This window comes from Bradyrhizobium sp. AUGA SZCCT0431, from assembly GCF_018131065.1.
GTDB lineage: Bacteria > Pseudomonadota > Alphaproteobacteria > Rhizobiales > Xanthobacteraceae > Bradyrhizobium.
Window position 1 is genome coordinate 44667 of record NZ_JAFCLR010000012.1, and the last position, 18470, is coordinate 63136.

The following is an 18470-nucleotide window of genomic DNA, read 5'->3' on the forward strand; positions in this document are numbered from 1 at the left end:
GGTTATTCGTTTCGGCTTCAGCCCTCTTGGGGTACGAACGCGCCGGGCGGTATGTGGCCGTCGACATAGGCATGATACAGCGCATCGAGCTGAACCCATAGCACATTGGTCTTGAAGATCAGGGCGTTGCAGACCGCCTCGCGTTCCGCCGGCGTCCTGGCGTGCGCCTTGACGTAGTCGAGCGCGAATCCGGCGTCGCGCGGCGCCTGCTGCAGGCGGCGGCTGAAATAGCTCATGATGTCGGGATTGACGAAATCATAGTGCTGCAGCATGCCCGAAATGCGCTCTTCATGCAGGTTCGGCGCGAACAGTTCCGTCAGCGAGGAGGCGATCGCCTCGAGCGGCGTCTTGTCGCGGCAGAAATGCACGTAGGCCTCCACCGCAAAGCGCGTCGCGGGCAGGATGCCTTCGGTCGATTCCACATAGGCGCTGTCGAGCCCGAGGCCCTCGGTCAGCTTGAGCCAGCGCTCGATGCCGCCTTCGCTGCCCAAATCGCCGTCGTGGTCCTCGATCCGGTGCCGCCATTCGACGCGGGTCGCACGGTCGCGGAACCGCGAGATCACCATCGCATCCTTGAGCGGGATCGTGCTCTGGTAAAAATAGCGGTTCAGCGCCCAGGCCTGCACCTGGCCCTTGTTGAGCTTGCCGCCATGCAGCAGCCGGTGGAACGGATGCAGGTTGTGATAGCGCGTCGCGCCGATGTGGCGCAGCGTCGCCTCCAGTTCCTCGGCGTTATTGAGCGAAATGCCTTTGCCGATCGATAGCGCGGTCATTCTGGTGACGGGCACGACGCTCACAGTGTGATCTCCATTCCATCGGCGGGGATGTGCCAGCCGGCCTGCTCGGCGGTTTTGCGCTCGTCCGAGCCGTGCAGCAAGGCGGGGTTGGAGTTGTTGATATGCAAAAACATCTTGCGCCCGATGTCGAGGCCTTTGAGGCTTGCGATCGCGCCGTCCTCGCCTGACATCGAGATGTGTCCCATGCTTTGTCCGGTCTTGTTGCCGAGGCCCGCGGCAACCAATTCGTCGTCGCGCCACACCGTGCCGTCAAAGAACACCAGTGCGGCGCCGTTCAGCCGCGACTTCAGATCGTCGGTCACCCGCGCGCAGGCGGCAAGGAAATAGAGATATTTGCCGCTGGCTTTGTCCAGGATCCGAAGCCCGAGCGTATCGCCCACACCACTGCCGCCGGCCGGATGCGCCTTGCCTTCGAGATACCACGCGCCCTTGCCGGGAACCTCGAAGGGGAGGATTTCGATGCCGGATGGCGAACCATCGGGCAATGCAGGTTCGAACGCCTGGTCGACCGCGATCGGATGGCGTTTCACGTTCTTTTCGCTCAGCACATTAAAGATGCTGTTGGATTTGAGGATCGCAAGCACCCGCTCATGCGCATACAGGGTGAAGGGCGATCCCTCGCGCATCGACAACAGGCCTGCGACCGCGTCGATCTCGCCATTGGTCAGGATGACGCCCGCAATCGGACTGTGACGGAGCTGGCCTGCCTTGGGATGAAGCTGCGGCGTCGCGGTCAATTGCTGGCGCAGATCGGGCGAGGCGTTGATCAGGAACCAGTGCTCGCCGTCGCCGCTGACCGCGATCGAGGCCTGCGTGCTCTGGAGTTCGGGATGTTCGTTGCGGGCCGTCCGGCACACCGGACATCCGCAGTTCCACTGCGGAACGCCGCCACCCGCCGCGGCGCCCAGGACGACGACGCGAAGCATGATCCGTCTCCTGGCAAATTCAAAACTTGGGCACAAACGGTGAGGTCAAAACGCTACGAGGTGGATCCGGGCCAAAGACACAGTTCCGCGTTCGGGAACGTGTCAAGCCCAAAGATCCACCTCGCTAAAGCCTTTGCGATCGCTGCCGGTTACTTCCTGGCGGCGCACGCATACATGTTGATTTCCATGCCGACCGGCACTTCGACGATTTTCGGTGCTTTCCAGGCCATTAAGCGCTCCTTTTGATACCAGACGAACTCCGCCCTCGGAGATAAGGTACTGCGGATCAGAAAGTTCGCCAGTGAAATCTTTTTGCCGTATGCCCTGCGTGGTTTCATGTTGCATCGCGAGATAATTCACGTTTTTGTGCGGAGGCCCGCGGTCAAAATGGCGTGGGATCAAGCGTTTCCGGGTTGATCGCAGCGCCGCGAATGCTGATTTTCCGTTCGACGGAGCGCTGCCGGCTTCAGATAAAGAACTTGTGAAAAATGGGCTGGCCTCCGGCTGCGGGGCAACCATGGAGTAGGTTACCGCCGATGCCACGCTATTTTTTCAACACCCGTATCGGCGATGAGCTGATTTCCGATCCCGATGGCGAAGTGCTGCGGGATCCCGACCGCGCCTGGGAAATGGCGCGCGCCATGATCCGGGAACTGCTCAAGACCGAAGGCACTGACGGCGCGCTGCTGAACGCGACCATCGAGGTCACCGACGACGAGGGCGAGATCGTGCTCGAGTTTCCGTTCACGGAGGCCATTCTCGACACGCCGGATCGCTCCATCACCCGGCATTGATTCAGCCACCGTCATTCCGGGGCGCGCGATAGCGCGAACCTCAGGTGCGCAATTGCGCACCAGGGAATCTCGAGATTCCGGGTTCGATGCTGCGCATCGCCCCGGAATGACGGTGAGTGACCAATCGCCACCGATGTTTTCCGATTGCAAATGTACGGACAAATATTAGAGAGTGCCGCCCGGGAAAGCCACCGGCGCTGACATGCTTGTCCGCGCGAGGATAAGGCTTCCGCCAGGGAGAATGCCATGATGAGCTATTCGTCGGCGCCGCGCAGCCTGTTGCTGGCCGGTGCTTTTTTCGGTGCATTGACGTTGTCCGCTGCAGCGCAGCAGCCCGCCACGCCGCCTGCGGCAGGTGCGGCGCCGGCAGCCGCAGCCCCGCTTCCGCCGGGCTCGCCCTTGATCGGCCGGCCTGCCGACAATGAAGCCGCCGCCAAGCTCGCACCGATCGCACCGCCGCCGATCCCCGCCGCACCCGACAAATTGCCGACCGCCAAGCTGAAGGTGCCGGCCGGCTTCAACATCGAAGTCTACGCTGCCGGGATGGCCAACGCGCGCTCGCTGATCGAAGGCGACAAGGGCACGGTGTTTGCCGGCACCCGCCTGATCGACAAGGTCTATGCGGTCGTCAACAAGGACGGCAAACGCTCGGTGAAGGTGATCGCCTCCGGCCTCTATCGTCCGAACGGCCTCGCGTTCAAGAACGGCACGCTCTACATCGCCGAGCTGTCGAAGATCTCCAAAATCGACAAGATCGAAGACGCCATCGACAATCCGCCGAAGCCGACCGTGATCTACGACAATCTGCCGAAGGACGAAGCCCATGGCTGGAAGTTTATCGGCATCGGCCCCGACAACAAGCTGTACGTTCCGGTCGGGCAGCCCGGCAACAACGTGCTGCATTCCGATGCCCACGGCCAGATCAGGCGCATGAATCTCGACGGCTCCGGCGCCGAAGTGCTCGCGCGCGGCGTGCGCCAGACAGTGGGATTCGACTGGCACCCGGAAACCAAGCAGCTCTATTTCACCGACAACGGCCGCGACTGGATGTCGGAGGACGTGCCCGAGGACGAACTCAATCGCATCACCAAGGTCGGCGAACATTTCGGCGCGCCCTACTGCCTGCAGGGCAACATCGTCGATCCCGAATTCGGCTGGGGGAAATCCTGCAGCGACTACACCGCGCCGGTCGGCCTGCTGGGCCCGCATTCCGCAGCGCTGGGCATGCGGTTTTACACCGGCAACATGTTCCCGAAGTCCTACAAGAACGCGATCTTCATCGCCCGCCATGGTTCGTGGAACCGGACCAAGAAGGTTGGCGGTGACGTCCTCATCGCCAGGCTGAACAAGGACGGGTCAGTCAAATCCGTGGAGCCGTTCCTCACCGGGTTCGTCGAGGACAACAAGTATATCGGCCGCCCGGTCGATGTGCTGCAGCTGAAGGACGGCTCGCTGCTGGTCTCCGACGACTACAACGGCGCCGTCTATCGCATCACCTACGGCAAGCAGAAGGTGGCCGGCGCTAAGTGATTGAGGTCCGTCATTGCGAGCGAAGCGAAGCAATCCATGCTGCGACAAGGCAAGTATGGATTGCTTCGCCGCTTCGCGTCCTTGCGCAAACGCTTTGCGTTTGTCGCAGGCAATGACGGAAATCTTGGAAGCTCAATGCGTAAAATAATAACGGCGCTGGCGTTTGCCTTTATCGCCTCAACCGCAAGCGCAGAAACCTTCCAGGATCGCATCGCGCCGTGTCTGGCCTGTCACGGCGAGCGCGGACAATCCCTGACCGAAAACACGCCCTCGCTCGGCGCGCAGCAGGCGCCTTACACGCTGATCCAGCTGTTCATGTTTCGCGAGAAGCTGCGCAGCTTCGAGCCGATGAACGAGATGGCGAAGGCGCTGACCGACGACGATCTGCGCACCTTCTCCGATTTCATTGCCAAGATACCCAAACCCGCACCACCAGCTGAGGCCGGCGATCCCGCGCGGATGCAGCGCGGCCAGGTGCTGGGGCAGCAGCACCGCTGCAACAGCTGTCACAACCCGGATTATTCCGGCAAGGAAAACGTGCCGCGGATCGCCAACCAGCGCGAGGATTATCTCGCCAAGACGCTTGGCGAATACAAGGACAATAGCCGCCACGGCTATGACGGCAGCATGGCCGACGTGATGGGCCCGATCACGCCCGAGCAGATCGCCGATCTTGCTCATTTCATAGCCCATTTGCGCTAAACCTTCGTTCACGGCCCCGGCTGGCGTTGCCGTTCGCGCGGCGCTACAAGGCGGTCAAACGGAGTTTCCCATGCAAGAAATCTGGCGCCTGTCGGCCGCGGAGCTGGCCTCGCTGATCAAGACAAAAAAGGTCTCGGCAACGGAGGCGGCCACATCAGCATTGGCGCGGCTGGACGCGGTCAATCCCCAGATCAATGCCGTGGTCGACCACAAGCCGGCCGAAGTGCTGGCGCAGGCCGCGGCGATCGATGCCGCGATTGGGCGGGGCGAAGATGTAGGCCCCCTCGGCGGCGTACCCATTACCGTGAAGGTCAATATCGACCAGAAGGGCTTTGCCACCACCAACGGCCTGAAGCTGCAGCGCGAGGCCATCGCGGCGGACAACAGCCCCGTGATCGATAATCTCTACAAGGCCGGCGCCGTCATTTTGGGGCGCACCAACTGCCCGGCGTTTTCCTATCGCTGGTTCACCACCAATCTCGTGCATGGCGACACTAAAAACCCCCGCGATCCCGGCATCACGCCGGGCGGCTCCTCGGGCGGCGCGGGTGCTGCGGTCGCGGCCGGCATCGGGCATATCGCGCATGGCACCGATATCGCGGGCTCGATCCGCTACCCGGCCTATGCCTGCGGCGTCCATGGCCTGCGGCCGACGATGGGCCGGATTCCGGCGTTCAATGCCGCACTCCCGGAGCGCACCATCGGTCCCCAGATCAGCGCGGTATCCGGACCCTTGGCGCGGACCATCGGCGATATCCGGATTGCCCTGGCGGCGATGTCGGCCCGGGATTATCGCGATCCCTGGTGGGTGCCGGCGCCGCTGGAAGGCCCGCCGGTGCAAAAGCGCGTCGCGATGTGCCTCAATCCTGATGGCCTCGATCCCGTACCGGAGGTGAGAGCCGCGGTCGCTGACGCCGGCAAGCGGCTGGAGCGCGCGGGCTGGATCGTCGAGGAAATCGCCAATACGCCGCCGCTGCGCGAGCCCGCCAATCTGCAGACCAAGCTCTGGCTCGGCGACAGCTATGAGGCGCAGCTGGAGACCGCCGAGCGTGAGGGCGATCCCGGCGCGCTGGCCTGTCTGCGCGGCAACCGGACAAAAGTGTTTCCGTTCGATGCCGCGGCGTTCTCGAAGGCGCTGACCCGGCGTGCGACGCTGACCCGTGAATGGCTGGAGTTCTTCGAGCAATACCCGGTGCTGCTGATGCCGGTATCCGGCGAATTGCCGTTCCCCGACCATCTCGACCGCAAGGACGAGGCGTCTTTTGCGAGGGTGTGGCACGCCCAATTGCCGCAGATTGCCATTCCCTTCATGGGCCTGCCCGGGCTAACGGTCTCGACGGGACTGGTGGGACGGATTCCGGTCGGCGTTCAGCTGGTCTCCGGCCGTTACCGGGAGGATCTCTGCCTTGCCGCGGGCGAGGCGATCGAGGCCGGCGGAACGCCGTCGGCGGCGATCGATCCCGCGAGATAAAGCGAAGGAATTCGATGTCAGGCATTTTTGATTTCACGGCGCAGTCGCTGGCCGGCGAAGAGGTTCCGCTCAAGCGGTTCGAGGGGCAGGTGCTGCTGATCGTCAACACCGCCAGCGCCTGCGGATTCACGCCGCAATACAAGGGGCTGGAAGCTTTGCATCGCGAGCTTTCGCCGCGCGGCTTTGCGGTGCTCGGTTTTCCCTGCAACCAGTTCGGCGCGCAGGAGCCGGGCGACGCCAAACAAATCGAGGCGTTCTGCGAAACCAGATTTCAGGTGACGTTTCCGATGTTCGCCAAGATCGACGTCAACGGCAGCAAGGCGCACCCGCTGTATGAATACCTGAAGAACGAACGATCGGGCCTGCTGGGCTCGTCGATCAAATGGAATTTCACCAAATTCGTGGTCGACCGTTCGGGCAAGGTGGTGGGACGCCATGCCCCGACCGTGACACCCGAAGCACTGAGAAGAGAAATCGAGGCACTGCTATGAACGAGAAAACCGAAACCGACGCGTTCCCCGACCGCCTGTCGACCAATCCGAGCAGCCCTTATTACAACGAAGAACTGCTGTCGCGCGACGTCGGCATCCGCTTCAAAGGCGCCGAGAAGACCAATGTCGAGGAATATTGCATCAGCGAAGGCTGGATCCGCGTTACCGCGGGGAATGCCAAGGACCGCTTCGGTAATCCCTTGACGATCAAGGTTCATGGCCCGGTCGAGCCGTATTTTCGGGATAAGGCGTCGTCCTGACGCGATCCTGTCTCATTCGTCATTGCGAGCGAAGCGAAGCAATCCATCGCGCCACAAAAAGAAAGAATGGATTGCTTCGCTTCGCTCGCAATGATGGCATAGGTCAATCATCCATCTCTATCGCTGAAGGACGCCGCGATCTTGACCAGCAAACTCCCCCAACTCTCGCTCGCAAAAGACAAGATCCGGGTCTTGCTGCTTGAAGGCGTCAACGACAGCGCCGTGCAGCTGATCGAGTCTGCCGGCTATTCCAGCATGACCCGCCTGTCCAAGGCGCTGGAGGGCGATGCGCTCAAGGAAGCCATCAAGGGCGTACATCTGCTCGGCATCCGCTCCCGCACGCAGATCACCCCGGATGTTCTGGAGGCCGCGGACCGGCTGATCGCGATCGGGTGCTTCAGCGTCGGCACCAACCAGGTGGATGTCGACGCCGCGCGCCGGGTCGGGATTCCCGTGTTCAATGCCCCGTTTTCCAACACGCGAAGCGTGGCGGAACTGGTGATCGGCGAGATCGTCATCCTGCTGCGCCGGATCGTGGCGCGCTCCAACGCGGCCCATCAGGGACGCTGGGACAAGTCCGCCAACGACAGCTATGAGGTGAGGGGCAAGACGCTCGGCATCATCGGCTACGGCAATATCGGCTCGCAGCTCTCCAATCTCGCCGAAGCGCTCGGCATGAAGGTCATCTTCTACGATCACACGGACCGGCTTCGCCACGGCAACACCGAGCCGGTCGCGAGCCTGCATGAGCTCCTGACGCAGAGCGACGTTGTGTCATTGCATGTGCCGGAAACGTCAGCCACGCATGGCATGATCGGGCGCGAGGAGATTGCGGCGATCAAGCCTGGCGCGTATTTCATCAACAACAGCCGCGGCACCGTCGTCGACCTCGACGCGCTCGCCGACGCGCTGCGCGAAGGCAGGCTCCGTGGCGCCGCGGTGGACGTTTTCCCGGTCGAGCCGCGCTCGAATGCGGACCGTTTCGTCTCGCCGCTGCAGGGGCTGGAGAATGTCATCCTGACGCCGCACATCGGCGGTTCGACCGAAGAGGCGCAGGAGCGCATCGGTGCCGAAGTGGCGCGCAAGCTGGTCGATTACAGCGATTCCGGCTCGACCATGGGCGCCGTCAATTTCCCGCAGGTCCAACTGCCGCCGCGGCCTTCGGGCACAAGGTTCATTCAGGTGCAGCGCAATCTGCCGGGCATGCTCGGCCGCCTGAACGAAGTGCTCGCGCGCCACGCCGTCAACATCGCCGCGCAATATTACGAGACCGATCATGACGTCGGCTATGTGGTGCTCGACGCCGACGCCTCCGCGGCCGATGGCCAGCGCGTGCTGGCGGACATCCGGGCTCTGGAAGGCACCATCCGCGCCCGATTGCTCTACGAATACAAGATCTGAGCGGGGCAGAAGCAAATCTTTGGGTGAGCGCCCGCCTGCCTCAACGTCATTGCCTGCGACAAACGCGAAGCGTTTGCGCAAGGGAGCGATAGCGACGAAGCAATCCATTCTTGCTTTGTGGCGGCGATCGATTGCTTCCGCCTTCGTTCGTCGAGCTACGGCGGACAAGTCGCTTCGCTCGCAATGACGGAAGGGTGATGGCTCGCCGGTCTTACGACAGCCGCATGTCCAGCAGCCGCCGGCCTTCAGTCTTGAGCAGTTTCTTCACCGCGCTGGAGGCGGCGATCTCGCCCTGGTTGGCGTAGGCCTCGTGGTTCTTTTCGATGTCGTCGAGCCGGTAGAGGTAATTGACCATGATGCCGGCGGACTCGCGAACGCCCTTCGGCGAGAGATCGCCGAGCCAGTCGATCCGCTCCAGCCGCGCGCCGTTGCCGATATGGAAGCGCGCCACCGAATCGATCAGCCGGCCTTTTGAGGTGCGGGCTTTGAGGAAATAATGCGCCGCCAGCGGCTCCAGCACCGCGCGCAGTTGCGAGGTGGTCTCCGCGTTCTCGAACCAGTCGGGCTGGTTGAGCTTTTCCAGCAGCGTTCGTTCCTCGTCGGACAAGGGAACGTCGTCGGCTTCCTTCAGCCATTGCATGAAGCCCGGCACCGGCGATAGCGTCACGAAAGTGTCGAGCTTCGGCAATTCGCGCCGCAATTCTTCGACCACCTGCTTGATCAGGAAGCTGCCGAACGAGATGCCGCCAAGCCCCTTCTGGGTGTTCGAAATCGAATAGAACACGGCGGTGCGGGCACGGTCGATCGCCACCGGCTGGCGTTCCGCGGCGAGCAGCGGCGCGATCGCAGTCGGGATCGTCTCGGTCAGCGCGACTTCGACGAAGATCAGTGGCTCGTCGGTCAGCTGCGGATGGAAGAAGGCGTAGCAGCGGCGGTCGACCGGGTCGATGCGGCGGCGCAGATCGTTCCAGTCGTGGATTTCATGCACTGCTTCATAGCGGATGATCTGTTCCAGAATGTTCGCTGGCGTCGACCAGTCAATCCTGCGCAGCACGAGAAATCCCCTGTTGAACCAAGAAGACAGCAGATGCACCACGTCGCGGTCCAGCGCTGCCAGATCCTTGTTGCCCTTCATGAGCGAAAGCAGATCGGCGCGCATCGCCACCAGATCGCTGGTGCCGCCCGGCGCGCGGTTGAGCCGGCGCACCAATTCCTGGCGCCGCGGCTCGGATGCAAAATGAAGATCGCTGGCGTCGGCGTCGCTCGGCTGCGCGCGCCAGCTCTCGATCGCGCGCGACAGCCGTTCGCGGTCGGGACCGTAGTCGCGGGCGAGGGCGGCAAAGAACGAAAGCCGGCCGGCCGTGTCGAGGTCATGGTAGCGATCGAGCACTTCGCGGGCCATCGCGGTGCCCGAAGCCTCGCCGCGGCCCGACAATAGCGCCTCGCACAGTTCAAGCAGTTCGGAGGCGTCTTCCTTGGTATCTGAAGACGCGCCGCGCCGAAGCAGCGTGCGGCCGCGTTCGGAAATCGTCGAAAGCAGGTCGGAGAAGAAGGCGTTGGCCATGGGCTAAGTCGATTCCGGAGGTGATGCCGAACCTTATATCGAATCTAGGGCGCGGCCGATCTTATTCAAGCGCATGGATCGTACGGAAATATGTCATGTCTCCCAGTATGTCATGGCCGGGCATAGCCGTCCGAAGGACGGCGTCGCTTCCGCTCGCCTATGACCCGGCCATCCATCTCCCTGGAAGGAGGCTTTCTTCAAGAATGATGGATACGCGGGTCAAGCCCGCGTATGACAAGTCCCGTTTAACCCTTTTCCGCAAATTCGGTCGGCGTCTTGCCGGTGACCTGCCGGAAGGCGTGGGAAAACGCCGGTACGCTGGCATAGCCGAGGTCGGAAGCCAGCTGCTTGACCGAGACGTTGGCGTCGGTGGAGAGCTTTTCGATCGCGGCTGCGACGCGGGCGCGCTGGCACCAGCTCTTGAAGCTGAGTTGCGTCTCGGCCGAGAACAGCCGCGACAGCGTCCGCGCCGAGGTGCCGACCTCGCGCGCCAGCGTTTCGATCTCGTGGGCGCCGGTCGGATCCGACAGCACGATGTCGGCGGCGCGCCGGCAGCGCGGCTCGTGCGGCAGCGGGATGAAGGTCGCGGAATCTTCCGCCTGGTGCAGCTCCAGCATTGCGAGTTTGACCAGCAGGCCGGTGCGCTCGGCCGTGGTGTGCTCGTCGAACAGCGCCAGAATTGCCTGATGCAACAGCGGCGACACCCGCACCACGAATTCTGACCTGAGGCTCTCGCTGCGCTCCTCGCGAGCCAGCCAGTCGAGGTCGAAATACAGGGTGCGCATTTCGATGTCGGCGAGCACGTCGATGGCATGCGCCAGCCGCGCCGGCACCCAGACCGCGCGGTCGGGCGGCACCAGCCAGCGGCCCTTCGGGGTGGTGACCTGCATGGTGCCCCGGGCGGCGTAAACCAGCTGCGCCTCGCGGTGCATATGGGTGTCGATCCGGAAGCCCTTTTTGTAGTTGTTGGCGATCAAATGGATGCCGTCGCCGGTCGAGATGCGGCGCCCGATAATGGCGGCGATTGGCTTTTCGGCGATATTCATTGGCGACATCCCGTCAGGACAACTCCCTATAACCTATTTTGGAAAGTTGCGGGATTCGGGCCCAGGCCTCTGACCGGGACCCGCCCGCCAAGAAACGCACAACAAGCGCCAAGGACTGGACCAGACCATGAACAGCCCCAGCCGGGTGATCAGCTTCGTCAACGCCGCCCATTTCATCGACCATTACGCGATGCTGATCTTCGCCGCCGCGGTCATCATCATGGGGCCGGCATTCGGCATGGCCTATTCGGAGCTATTGCCTTACGCCACCCCGGGCTTCGTCGCCTTCGGCGCGGGCTCGCTGATAACAGGCTGGCTCGGCGACCGCTGGAGCCGCCGCCATATGATGGTGATCTTCTTTGCCGGCATCGGCGCTTCGATGATCGCGGTCGGCTTCGTGCGGACCCCGCTGGAGCTCGGGGCGGTGCTGCTCGCAATCGGCCTGTTCGCCTCGATCTATCACCCCGTCGGCACCGCCATGATCGTGTCCTATGCCGACAAGCTCGGCCGCGAGATGGGCCTGAACGGCGTCTGGGGCAATCTCGGCGTGGCGTCGTCGGCGCTGGTCACCGGCGTGATCGGGCAATATCTCGGCTGGCGCTGGGCCTTCATCGTGCCGGGAGTCGTCACCATGCTGATCGGCGTGGCCTTCGCCATGCTGGTCGTGCACGAGGATCGAACCGGCTCCAGGCAGGCGGCAGCGCAGGCGCGCATCGCCAAAGAGGATATGTGGCGGGTGATCCTGGCGCTGCTGATCGTCGTGATCGCGATCTCGACCACCTTCAACGCCGTTACCGTGGCGCTGCCAAAGCTGTTCGCGGAGCGGCTGGCCGACTTGACCGCGAGCCCGGCGCTGCTCGGCGTCATCGCAGCCGGCGTCTATGTGTTCGGCGCGATGACGCAATACACCATCGGCAAGCTGATTGATCACTACTCACTGAAGACCGTGATGCTGCCGCTGTCGTTCCTGCTGGCGCCGTTCCTGTATTTTGCGGCGACGCTGTCGAACCTGCCGCTGATCATCGCCTCGATCGGCATCGTGATGGGCGCGTTCGGCCAGGTCACGGTGAATGACGCCATGGTCGGCAAATACACCACCGATGAATGGCGCTCGCGCGCCTATTCGGTGCGCTACTTCATCGGCTTTACGGCGGCGGGCGCCTCTGTTGGCCTGGTGGCGTGGCTGTATGAAAAGGGCGGCTTTGTCACCATGCTGCAGACGTTCGGCGCACTGTGCCTTTTGGTGATCGTCGCCGCCATCATCCTGCCGCAGGAAATCAAGGTGCCGGCGGCGCAGGCGAATTGATCGCAGTCGAGTTTTCGCTTCGGTCAGCTCGCCAGCGTCAGTTGGCCAGCGCCTTGCCGATGATATCGGAGCTCTTCTCTGCGACCATGATCGTCGCCGGGTGAATGTTCGGCGAGGGCATCGCCGGCATGACGGACGCGTCGACGACCCGCAGGCCATCGATGCCGCGAACGCGCAGTTGGCTGTCGACGACGGCCCCGTCATCCTCGCCCATCCGGCAGGTGCCGCAGGGGTGATAGACGGTCGAGCCGACGTTCCTGATATAATCGGCGGCCTGCTCGTCGTTGGTGACATCAGGACCGGGCCTGATCTGTTCGACCACCAGCGATCGGAAAGGCTCGGTCGCGACGATTTGCCGGGCAATGCGAAAGCCTGCCAGCATGATCCGCATATCATCAGGGTCGGTCATATAGTTGGCGCGGATGCGCGGCGGCGTGCGGCCCTCCGCATCGCGCAGCGTGATTTCGCCGCGGCTCTTCGGCCGGCAGACGCTGAAGATAAAGGTAAATCCCGGCCAGCGATGCAGGCCGTTCTTGAACCCGTCGGTCGAAAAATTGAGGCACTGGTACTGGATGTCAGGCACCGGCTCGGCGGGGTTCGATTTCGCAAACAGCGTCGCTTCGGTCGCGCCGACCGAAAGCTGTCCCGATCCCCTGAGCAGCCATTCGAGCGCGAGTTTCACCGACTTGGCCGGACTCATCACGGCTTCGTTCAAGGTATCGGTCGCATTGGTCTTGAATGTGAAGTTCGACTGATAATGGTCCTGCAGATTCTTGCCGACGCCGGGCAGGTCGCATTTCACGTCGATGCCCAGCTTTGCCAGTTCTGCGGCCGGGCCAATGCCGGAGGCGAGCAACAGCACCGGAGAATTGATCGCGCCGCTTGAGACGATGAGCTCGCGCCGCGCGCCGATGCGCTGGATCTGGCCGTCGCGTTCGACCTCGACGCCGATGGCGCGGCTTCCATCGAACAGGATGCGGCGGACGCGGGTCTTGGTCATCAGTTCGAGATTTTTGCGGGCAAGATTCGGCTTGAGATATCCGACCGCCGTCGAGCGGCGCCAGCCATTGTGGACGTTGAGCGGCGCGAAGCCGACGCCGTCGATACGCTCGCCGTTGAAATCAGGGTTGCGCTGGTATTGCAGGCGCTCGCAGGCCTCGACGAATGCCTTCGCCGCCGTCGAGGGGCGTCTGATGTTCGACACCGTCATCGGACCGCCGGTGCCGCGCCATTCGTTGGCGCCATCGACGCTGTGCTCCATCCGCTTGAAATAGGGCAGCACGTCATTGTAGCCCCAGCCGCGCGCGCCGAGGCGTTGCCATTCGTCATAGTCGCTGGGCGCGCCGCGCAGGAAGACCAGGCCGTTGATGGAGCCGGAGCCGCCCAGCACCTTGCCGCGCGGCCAGATCACGGTTCGGCCGCCCAGGCCCGGTTCGGGTTCGGTTTCGTAACCCCAGTTCATTTTCGGGTTCGGGACCAGTTTGCCGAAACCCACCGGAATGTGAATCCAGGGATTGCGATCGCGTCCGCCGGCCTCGATGACGCAAAGCGACACTTTTGGATTTTCCGTCAGCCGCGCCGACAGCACGCAGCCGGCGGAGCCGCCGCCAACCACGACGACATCGAATTCCGCATCAAAACCGGATTTACCCGTCAAGACGTTTCGCTCCCGATCTGCTTTTGCGGCAGACGATAGTGGCCTGCAGATGGTCTGGATAGGGCTTTGCGTCATATGCGGCGTGCGTGGCGGATCGCTGTACGCCCGATCGTCGCTGAGCTAAAAGCAAACTTCCAGAACTGACCGGGCGAAGACCCGGCGTGGAGGAAAGCTATGTCCCATCAATTGCCGCGACTTGCCGGCCTCGTCCTTGGAGCCATGATGATAGCCATGCCGGCAAATGCCGATGCCCTGAAAGATGAAATCGCGCCGACCGGCAAGCTGCGGGTGGCGATTGCGATCAGCCCGGCGGGCGGCGCGTTCTGGTCGACCAAAACCGAATCCGGCTATGCCGGCGTCCCGGTCGATCTCGGCAAGGCGATGGCGGCGCAGCTCGGCGTTCCCGTCGAATATGTTGTGCACCAGAATTCCGGCCAGATCGTTGACGCCGCGTCGAAGGGCACCTGGGACGTCACCTTCCTGCCGAAGGATCCGGAGCGTGAGGGCAAGATGTCGTTCGGGCCGATCTATGAGGTCGCGGACGCCACCTACATCGTCAAGCCAGGCTCGACGGTGACTGACTTTGCGACCCTCGATCAACCCGGCGTCAAGATCGCCGCCGTCAACAACACCACGACCATGCGCGGCGCGATCGTGCACCTGAAGAATGCCAAGGTCACCGGCTATCAGACCTTTGACGAAATCGCCGGCCTGCTTGCGAAGGGAGAAATCGATGCCTTCGCATTGTCGCGCGAAACGCTCAATGCCATGGCCAGGAAGATTCCGGGCACGCGCGTGCTCGACGAAACCTTCAAGCAGACGGTGACCGCGGTCGCGGTGCCGCTCAATCATCCGTTGTCGCACGCGTTTGCGGTGAAATTCCTGACCGAGTCGATCTCGAACGGCACGCTGCGCAAGGCCTATGACAATAACGGCCTGAAGGACTCGCCGATCCGAACCCAGACGAAGTGAGCGGTTAGAGCGTTAGTCCGCACACTGTTTCCACGACGGAGCTGTGCTCCCTCTCCCGCACTTGCGGGGGAGGGTTGGGGTGGGGGTGTCTCCTCGAGTCAGACTGTTCGTGTGGAGAGAGCTTCCCCCACCCGGATCGCATCTGTCGATGCGATCCGACCTAAGAGCGAGCTTCGCTCGTCTCGACCCCCGCAAGCGGGAGAGGTGAAGCGAGCCCTGCGTTGACACCTGTTGCGTCCGCTTCCGAGCCCTGCGTTACATCTGTGCAACTGCACAAATACAAGGCATGAGATCGGTGCCTGCGGATGCGATCCGGGGCGAATAATCCTGTAAAATCACGGGGTTTTTGCCACTTCGGTGCCCGCGCCCTGTTGGCACATCGATTGCTTAATTAAATCTCAGTCAATGACGACTGCCGTCCTACGGATTGCCAAAGCCAGTGTTGGCCAAGGCGCAGGGATCAGGCGACCTCCACGAGGCGCTTGGAGCAGTCATCGGGACCACTCCACAAACATCTCTGTCTCAGATCAAGCGTGAGCGTGTGACCCGCGGCGCCGAGCAGAAGCGTTTTGCTTCTGCTGATGGTGTTGGTTGCGGCATGCGCGCGCGAGGACGGCTCGCCACACCTCACATCGGCGCGGGCCATATGGCTGGCGGCGCTCACTAGATTTTTGCGAAACAGGGGGAACTGCAATGGCCTATCTCGTGCCTTCGGAATTCGTGACCAAGATGGTCGATGCCGGAGAATCCAAGATCTTCATGTCGACGCGCGACACCATCATCCGCGCCTATATGGCCGGCGCGATTCTCGCGCTCGCGGCGGCCTTTGCGGTCAGCATCAACGTGCAGACCGGCGTGCCGATCGTCGGTGCGGCGCTGTTTCCGGTCGGCTTCTGCATGCTCTATCTGTTCGGCTTCGACCTCCTGACCGGCGTTTTCGTGCTGTGTCCGCTGGCGCTGATCGACAAGCGTCCGGGCGTGACGCTGGCCGGCGTGTTGCGCAACTGGGGCCTGGTGTTCGTCGGCAATTTTGGCGGCGCGTTCACGGTCGCCGTGATGATGTCGATCGTCTTCACCTTCGGCTTCTCGACGCCGCCGGACAAGGTGGGCCAGGTGATCGGCACCATCGGTGAAAGCCGTACCGTCGGTTACGCCTCGCATGGCGCGTCCGGCATGCTGACGCTGTTCATCCGCGGCATGCTCTGCAACTGGATGGTTTCGGCCGGCGTCGTCGGCGCGATGATCTCGACCACGGTCAGCGGCAAGGTGATCGCGATGTGGATGCCGATCATGCTGTTCTTCTACATGACCTTCGAGCATTCGATCGTGAACATGTTCCTGTTCCCGTCGGGCCTCTTGATGGGCGGCCACTTCACCGTCTGGGATTACCTGATCTGGAACGAGATTCCGACCGTGGTCGGCAACCTCGTCGGCGGCCTCGCCTTCACCGGCCTGACGCTGTACGCCACCCACGTCAAGACGGCGCCGAAGCGCGCCGTGGGTTGACCATCTCTACCTCCGGGGTCTCAACTCCTTATCCTCGTGAGTTGAGGCCCCCTGCCTTTGACGGGACAGATGCCGCGTGAGCTGAAAATATCGGTCGGGCAATATTCTGACAAAGGTCGCAAGGAGACCAATCAGGATTTTCACGGCGTCCTGATTCCGGCCGAGCCGCTGCTCAGCCTCAAGGGCATCGCCATCGTGCTGGCGGACGGTATCTCGAGCAGCAATGTCAGCCGGATCGCAGCCGAGTCCGCCGTCAAGGGCTTTCTGACCGACTATTACTGCACCTCGGACTCTTGGTCGGTGCGGACGTCTGCCCAGCGCGTGCTGGAGGCGACCAATTCCTGGCTGCACTCGCAAACGCGAAGAAGCCAGTATTCCTACGACAGGGACCGCGGCTACGTCTGCACGCTGAGCGCCATCGTCCTCAAGTCGACCACGGCGCATCTGTTTCACGTCGGCGACAGCCGGATCTATCGCGTGTCCGGCAACTCGCTGGAGCAGCTGACCAACGACCATCGCGTCATCATTTCGTCGGAACAGTCCTATCTCGGCCGCGCGCTCGGGGTGAATCCGCAGATCGAAATCGACTATTTGATGTCCCGGGTCGAGAAGGGCGACACCTTCGTGCTGGTGACCGACGGCATCTACGAACATGTCAGCGATCGCCATATCGCCAGAACGGTCCGGGATAACGCCGCCGATCTCGACCAAGCGGCAAAAGCCGTCGCCGAGCTCGCCTTTGAACTCGGCAGCAAGGACAATCTCACCATCCAGATCGTACGCGTCGATGAGCTGCCCGAAAGCGCCGCCAGCGAAGTGTTCGGGCAGCCGAGAGAACTGCCGCTGCCGCCGCTATTGGAAGCGCGGCAGGTTTTCGACGGATACCGGATCGTCAGGGAATTGCATGGCAGCAGCCGCAGCCACATCTACCTCGCGGTCGACATCGAGAGCGAGGACGTCGTCACCCTCAAGATTCCGTCGATCGACCTGCGCGACGACCCGGAATATCTGAAGCGGTTCATGATGGAAGAATGGGTGGCGCGGCGGATCGACAGCCCGCATGTGCTGAAGCCGTGTTTGCCGTCACGCAAGCGCAACTTCCTCTATGTCGCGACCGAGTACATCGACGGCCAGACGCTGACGCAATGGATGATCGACAATCCCCGGCCGACGCTGGAAACCGTGCGCGGCATCGTCGAGCAGATCGCCAAGGGCCTGCGCGCCTTTCATCGCAAGGAGATGCTGCATCAGGACCTGCGGCCCGACAACATCATGATCGACAAGACTGGAACGGTGAAGATCATCGATTTCGGCTCGACCAAGATCACCGGCGTCATCGAGGCCGCTCCGTCAGGCAACCGCAACGACATTCTCGGCACCGCGCAGTACACCGCGCCGGAATATTTTTTGGGCGAGCCGGTCTCGTCGCGCTCCGACCTGTTCTCGCTCGGGGTCATCACCTATCACATGCTGACGGGAAAGCTGCCCTATGGCGCCGCAGCGGCGAAAGCCCGAACCCGCTCGCAGTTCAACAGGCTGATCTACAGTCCGGCCTCACACCGCGACCGCGAAGTGCCGGTATGGGTCGACGGCACGCTGGAGCGCGCGGTGCATCCGAACCCTTACAAGCGATACGACAGCCTGTCGGAATTCCTGCAGGATTTGCGTCATCCCAACGCCAATTATCTCAGCACCTCATCGACGCCGCTGATCGAGCGCAACCCGCTGCTGTTCTGGAAATCGACCACCGTCGTGCTGGCGCTGGCGATCATCGTGCTGCTGGCGATGCAGCACGGCATGCACCGGTGATTGCGGGAGATTAGATCGAATTGCATCCACGAGGGAGCTGCGCTCCCTCTCCCGCTTGCGGCGGAGCCGTTGGGGTGGGGGTGTCGCCGCGAGTCGGAATCTTCGTGGGGAGAGAGCCCCCACCCGGATCGCATCTGTCGATGCGATGCGACCTAAGAGCGAGCTTCGCTCGTCTCGACCCCTGCAAGCGGGAGAGGTGAAGCGAGTCTGTGGACGCGCCGGCCCAAGCCATCCCGCC

At 62.5% G+C, this 18470-nt stretch carries 17 protein-coding genes; 11 read left to right on the forward strand and 6 right to left on the reverse strand.

Annotated elements, in window-relative coordinates:
• Window positions 1-17 precede the first annotated feature (17 nt).
• The 3 genes from pqqC to pqqA all read right to left on the reverse strand — a co-directional run bounded on the left by pqqC (window position 18) and on the right by pqqA (window position 1953).
• Complete coding sequence (gene pqqC / locus JQ567_RS13720) at window positions 18-773, reverse strand: pyrroloquinoline-quinone synthase PqqC (RefSeq protein ID WP_249165466.1); 756 nt, start codon at window positions 771-773, stop codon at window positions 18-20.
• Between the two features lie 20 nt (window positions 774-793).
• Window positions 794-1723 (reverse strand): pyrroloquinoline quinone biosynthesis protein PqqB, encoded by a 930-nt coding sequence (pqqB, locus tag JQ567_RS13725; protein ID WP_212439311.1) that lies wholly within the window; start codon window positions 1721-1723, stop codon window positions 794-796.
• A gap of 149 nt (window positions 1724-1872) precedes the next feature.
• The gene (gene pqqA, locus JQ567_RS38135; RefSeq protein ID WP_012029362.1) at window positions 1873-1953 is read right to left on the reverse strand and encodes a pyrroloquinoline quinone precursor peptide PqqA; all 81 of its coding nucleotides are present in this window, start codon (window positions 1951-1953) and stop codon (window positions 1873-1875) included.
• 306 nt (window positions 1954-2259) lie between these two features.
• On the opposite strand from pqqA, the gene JQ567_RS13735 reads away from it, so the two are divergent.
• The 7 genes from JQ567_RS13735 to serA all read left to right on the forward strand — a co-directional run bounded on the left by JQ567_RS13735 (window position 2260) and on the right by serA (window position 8372).
• Window positions 2260-2517, forward strand: coding sequence for a DUF6894 family protein (locus tag JQ567_RS13735; RefSeq protein WP_192740088.1), 258 nt, complete (start codon window positions 2260-2262; stop codon window positions 2515-2517).
• A 246-nt stretch (window positions 2518-2763) separates the two neighbouring features.
• Window positions 2764-4047: a sorbosone dehydrogenase family protein gene (locus tag JQ567_RS13740; RefSeq protein WP_212439312.1), complete on the forward strand. Its 1284-nt coding sequence runs from the start codon at window positions 2764-2766 to the stop codon at window positions 4045-4047.
• Between the two features lie 135 nt (window positions 4048-4182).
• A complete protein-coding gene (locus tag JQ567_RS13745; protein WP_212439313.1) occupies window positions 4183-4749 on the forward strand; it encodes a c-type cytochrome in 567 nt (188 codons plus the stop codon).
• A 70-nt stretch (window positions 4750-4819) separates the two neighbouring features.
• Window positions 4820-6220: an amidase family protein gene (locus JQ567_RS13750; RefSeq protein WP_212439314.1), complete on the forward strand. Its 1401-nt coding sequence runs from the start codon at window positions 4820-4822 to the stop codon at window positions 6218-6220.
• A 14-nt stretch (window positions 6221-6234) separates the two neighbouring features.
• Complete coding sequence (locus JQ567_RS13755) at window positions 6235-6711, forward strand: glutathione peroxidase (protein WP_212439315.1); 477 nt, start codon at window positions 6235-6237, stop codon at window positions 6709-6711.
• A complete protein-coding gene (locus JQ567_RS13760) occupies window positions 6708-6971 on the forward strand; it encodes a DUF3297 family protein (protein ID WP_212411352.1) in 264 nt (87 codons plus the stop codon). Before JQ567_RS13755 ends, JQ567_RS13760 begins: the two co-directional genes overlap by 4 nt.
• A 141-nt stretch (window positions 6972-7112) precedes the next feature.
• Window positions 7113-8372, forward strand: a complete 1260-nt coding sequence (gene serA, locus JQ567_RS13765) for a phosphoglycerate dehydrogenase (protein WP_212439317.1) — start codon at window positions 7113-7115, stop codon at window positions 8370-8372.
• A 211-nt stretch (window positions 8373-8583) separates the two neighbouring features.
• Here the strand turns inward: serA and JQ567_RS13770 are convergent, their stop codons facing one another.
• Window positions 8584-9936: a malonyl-CoA decarboxylase gene (locus JQ567_RS13770; RefSeq protein WP_212439318.1), complete on the reverse strand. Its 1353-nt coding sequence runs from the start codon at window positions 9934-9936 to the stop codon at window positions 8584-8586.
• Window positions 9937-10181: 245 nt separating this feature from the next.
• A complete protein-coding gene (locus tag JQ567_RS13775; RefSeq protein WP_249165457.1) occupies window positions 10182-10982 on the reverse strand; it encodes a helix-turn-helix transcriptional regulator in 801 nt (266 codons plus the stop codon).
• Window positions 10983-11109: 127 nt separating this feature from the next.
• Here JQ567_RS13775 and JQ567_RS13780 point away from each other — a divergent pair, with 127 nt between their 5' ends.
• Window positions 11110-12288, forward strand: coding sequence for an MFS transporter (locus tag JQ567_RS13780; protein ID WP_212439320.1), 1179 nt, complete (start codon window positions 11110-11112; stop codon window positions 12286-12288).
• A 37-nt stretch (window positions 12289-12325) separates the two neighbouring features.
• Here JQ567_RS13780 and JQ567_RS13785 read toward each other — a convergent pair whose 3' ends face one another.
• Window positions 12326-13945, reverse strand: a complete 1620-nt coding sequence (locus JQ567_RS13785; protein ID WP_212439321.1) for a GMC family oxidoreductase — start codon at window positions 13943-13945, stop codon at window positions 12326-12328.
• 174 nt (window positions 13946-14119) lie between these two features.
• On the opposite strand from JQ567_RS13785, the gene JQ567_RS13790 reads away from it, so the two are divergent.
• From JQ567_RS13790 to JQ567_RS13800, 3 genes are all read left to right on the forward strand, one after another.
• Complete coding sequence (locus JQ567_RS13790; RefSeq protein ID WP_212439322.1) at window positions 14120-14917, forward strand: transporter substrate-binding domain-containing protein; 798 nt, start codon at window positions 14120-14122, stop codon at window positions 14915-14917.
• A 693-nt stretch (window positions 14918-15610) separates the two neighbouring features.
• A complete protein-coding gene (locus JQ567_RS13795; protein ID WP_192740075.1) occupies window positions 15611-16423 on the forward strand; it encodes a formate/nitrite transporter family protein in 813 nt (270 codons plus the stop codon).
• A gap of 69 nt (window positions 16424-16492) precedes the next feature.
• Window positions 16493-18232, forward strand: a complete 1740-nt coding sequence (locus tag JQ567_RS13800) for a bifunctional protein-serine/threonine kinase/phosphatase (RefSeq protein WP_212439323.1) — start codon at window positions 16493-16495, stop codon at window positions 18230-18232.
• Window positions 18233-18470: the final 238 nt, after the last annotated feature.

Coding starts and splice junctions, on each gene's coding strand:
- JQ567_RS13760 (WP_212411352.1), top strand. CDS start 6,708: ATGAACGAGAAAACCGAAACCGACGCGTTCCCCGACCGCCTGTCGACC.
- pqqC (WP_249165466.1), bottom strand. CDS start 773: ATGACCGCGCTATCGATCGGCAAAGGCATTTCGCTCAATAACGCCGAG.
- JQ567_RS13780 (WP_212439320.1), top strand. CDS start 11,110: ATGAACAGCCCCAGCCGGGTGATCAGCTTCGTCAACGCCGCCCATTTC.
- pqqA (WP_012029362.1), bottom strand. CDS start 1,953: ATGGCCTGGAAAGCACCGAAAATCGTCGAAGTGCCGGTCGGCATGGAA.
- JQ567_RS13770 (WP_212439318.1), bottom strand. CDS start 9,936: ATGGCCAACGCCTTCTTCTCCGACCTGCTTTCGACGATTTCCGAACGC.
- pqqB (WP_212439311.1), bottom strand. CDS start 1,723: ATGCTTCGCGTCGTCGTCCTGGGCGCCGCGGCGGGTGGCGGCGTTCCG.
- JQ567_RS13745 (WP_212439313.1), top strand. CDS start 4,183: ATGCGTAAAATAATAACGGCGCTGGCGTTTGCCTTTATCGCCTCAACC.
- JQ567_RS13790 (WP_212439322.1), top strand. CDS start 14,120: ATGTCCCATCAATTGCCGCGACTTGCCGGCCTCGTCCTTGGAGCCATG.
- JQ567_RS13775 (WP_249165457.1), bottom strand. CDS start 10,982: ATGAATATCGCCGAAAAGCCAATCGCCGCCATTATCGGGCGCCGCATC.
- JQ567_RS13755 (WP_212439315.1), top strand. CDS start 6,235: ATGTCAGGCATTTTTGATTTCACGGCGCAGTCGCTGGCCGGCGAAGAG.
- JQ567_RS13750 (WP_212439314.1), top strand. CDS start 4,820: ATGCAAGAAATCTGGCGCCTGTCGGCCGCGGAGCTGGCCTCGCTGATC.
- JQ567_RS13800 (WP_212439323.1), top strand. CDS start 16,493: ATGCCGCGTGAGCTGAAAATATCGGTCGGGCAATATTCTGACAAAGGT.
- JQ567_RS13740 (WP_212439312.1), top strand. CDS start 2,764: ATGATGAGCTATTCGTCGGCGCCGCGCAGCCTGTTGCTGGCCGGTGCT.
- JQ567_RS13795 (WP_192740075.1), top strand. CDS start 15,611: ATGGCCTATCTCGTGCCTTCGGAATTCGTGACCAAGATGGTCGATGCC.
- JQ567_RS13735 (WP_192740088.1), top strand. CDS start 2,260: ATGCCACGCTATTTTTTCAACACCCGTATCGGCGATGAGCTGATTTCC.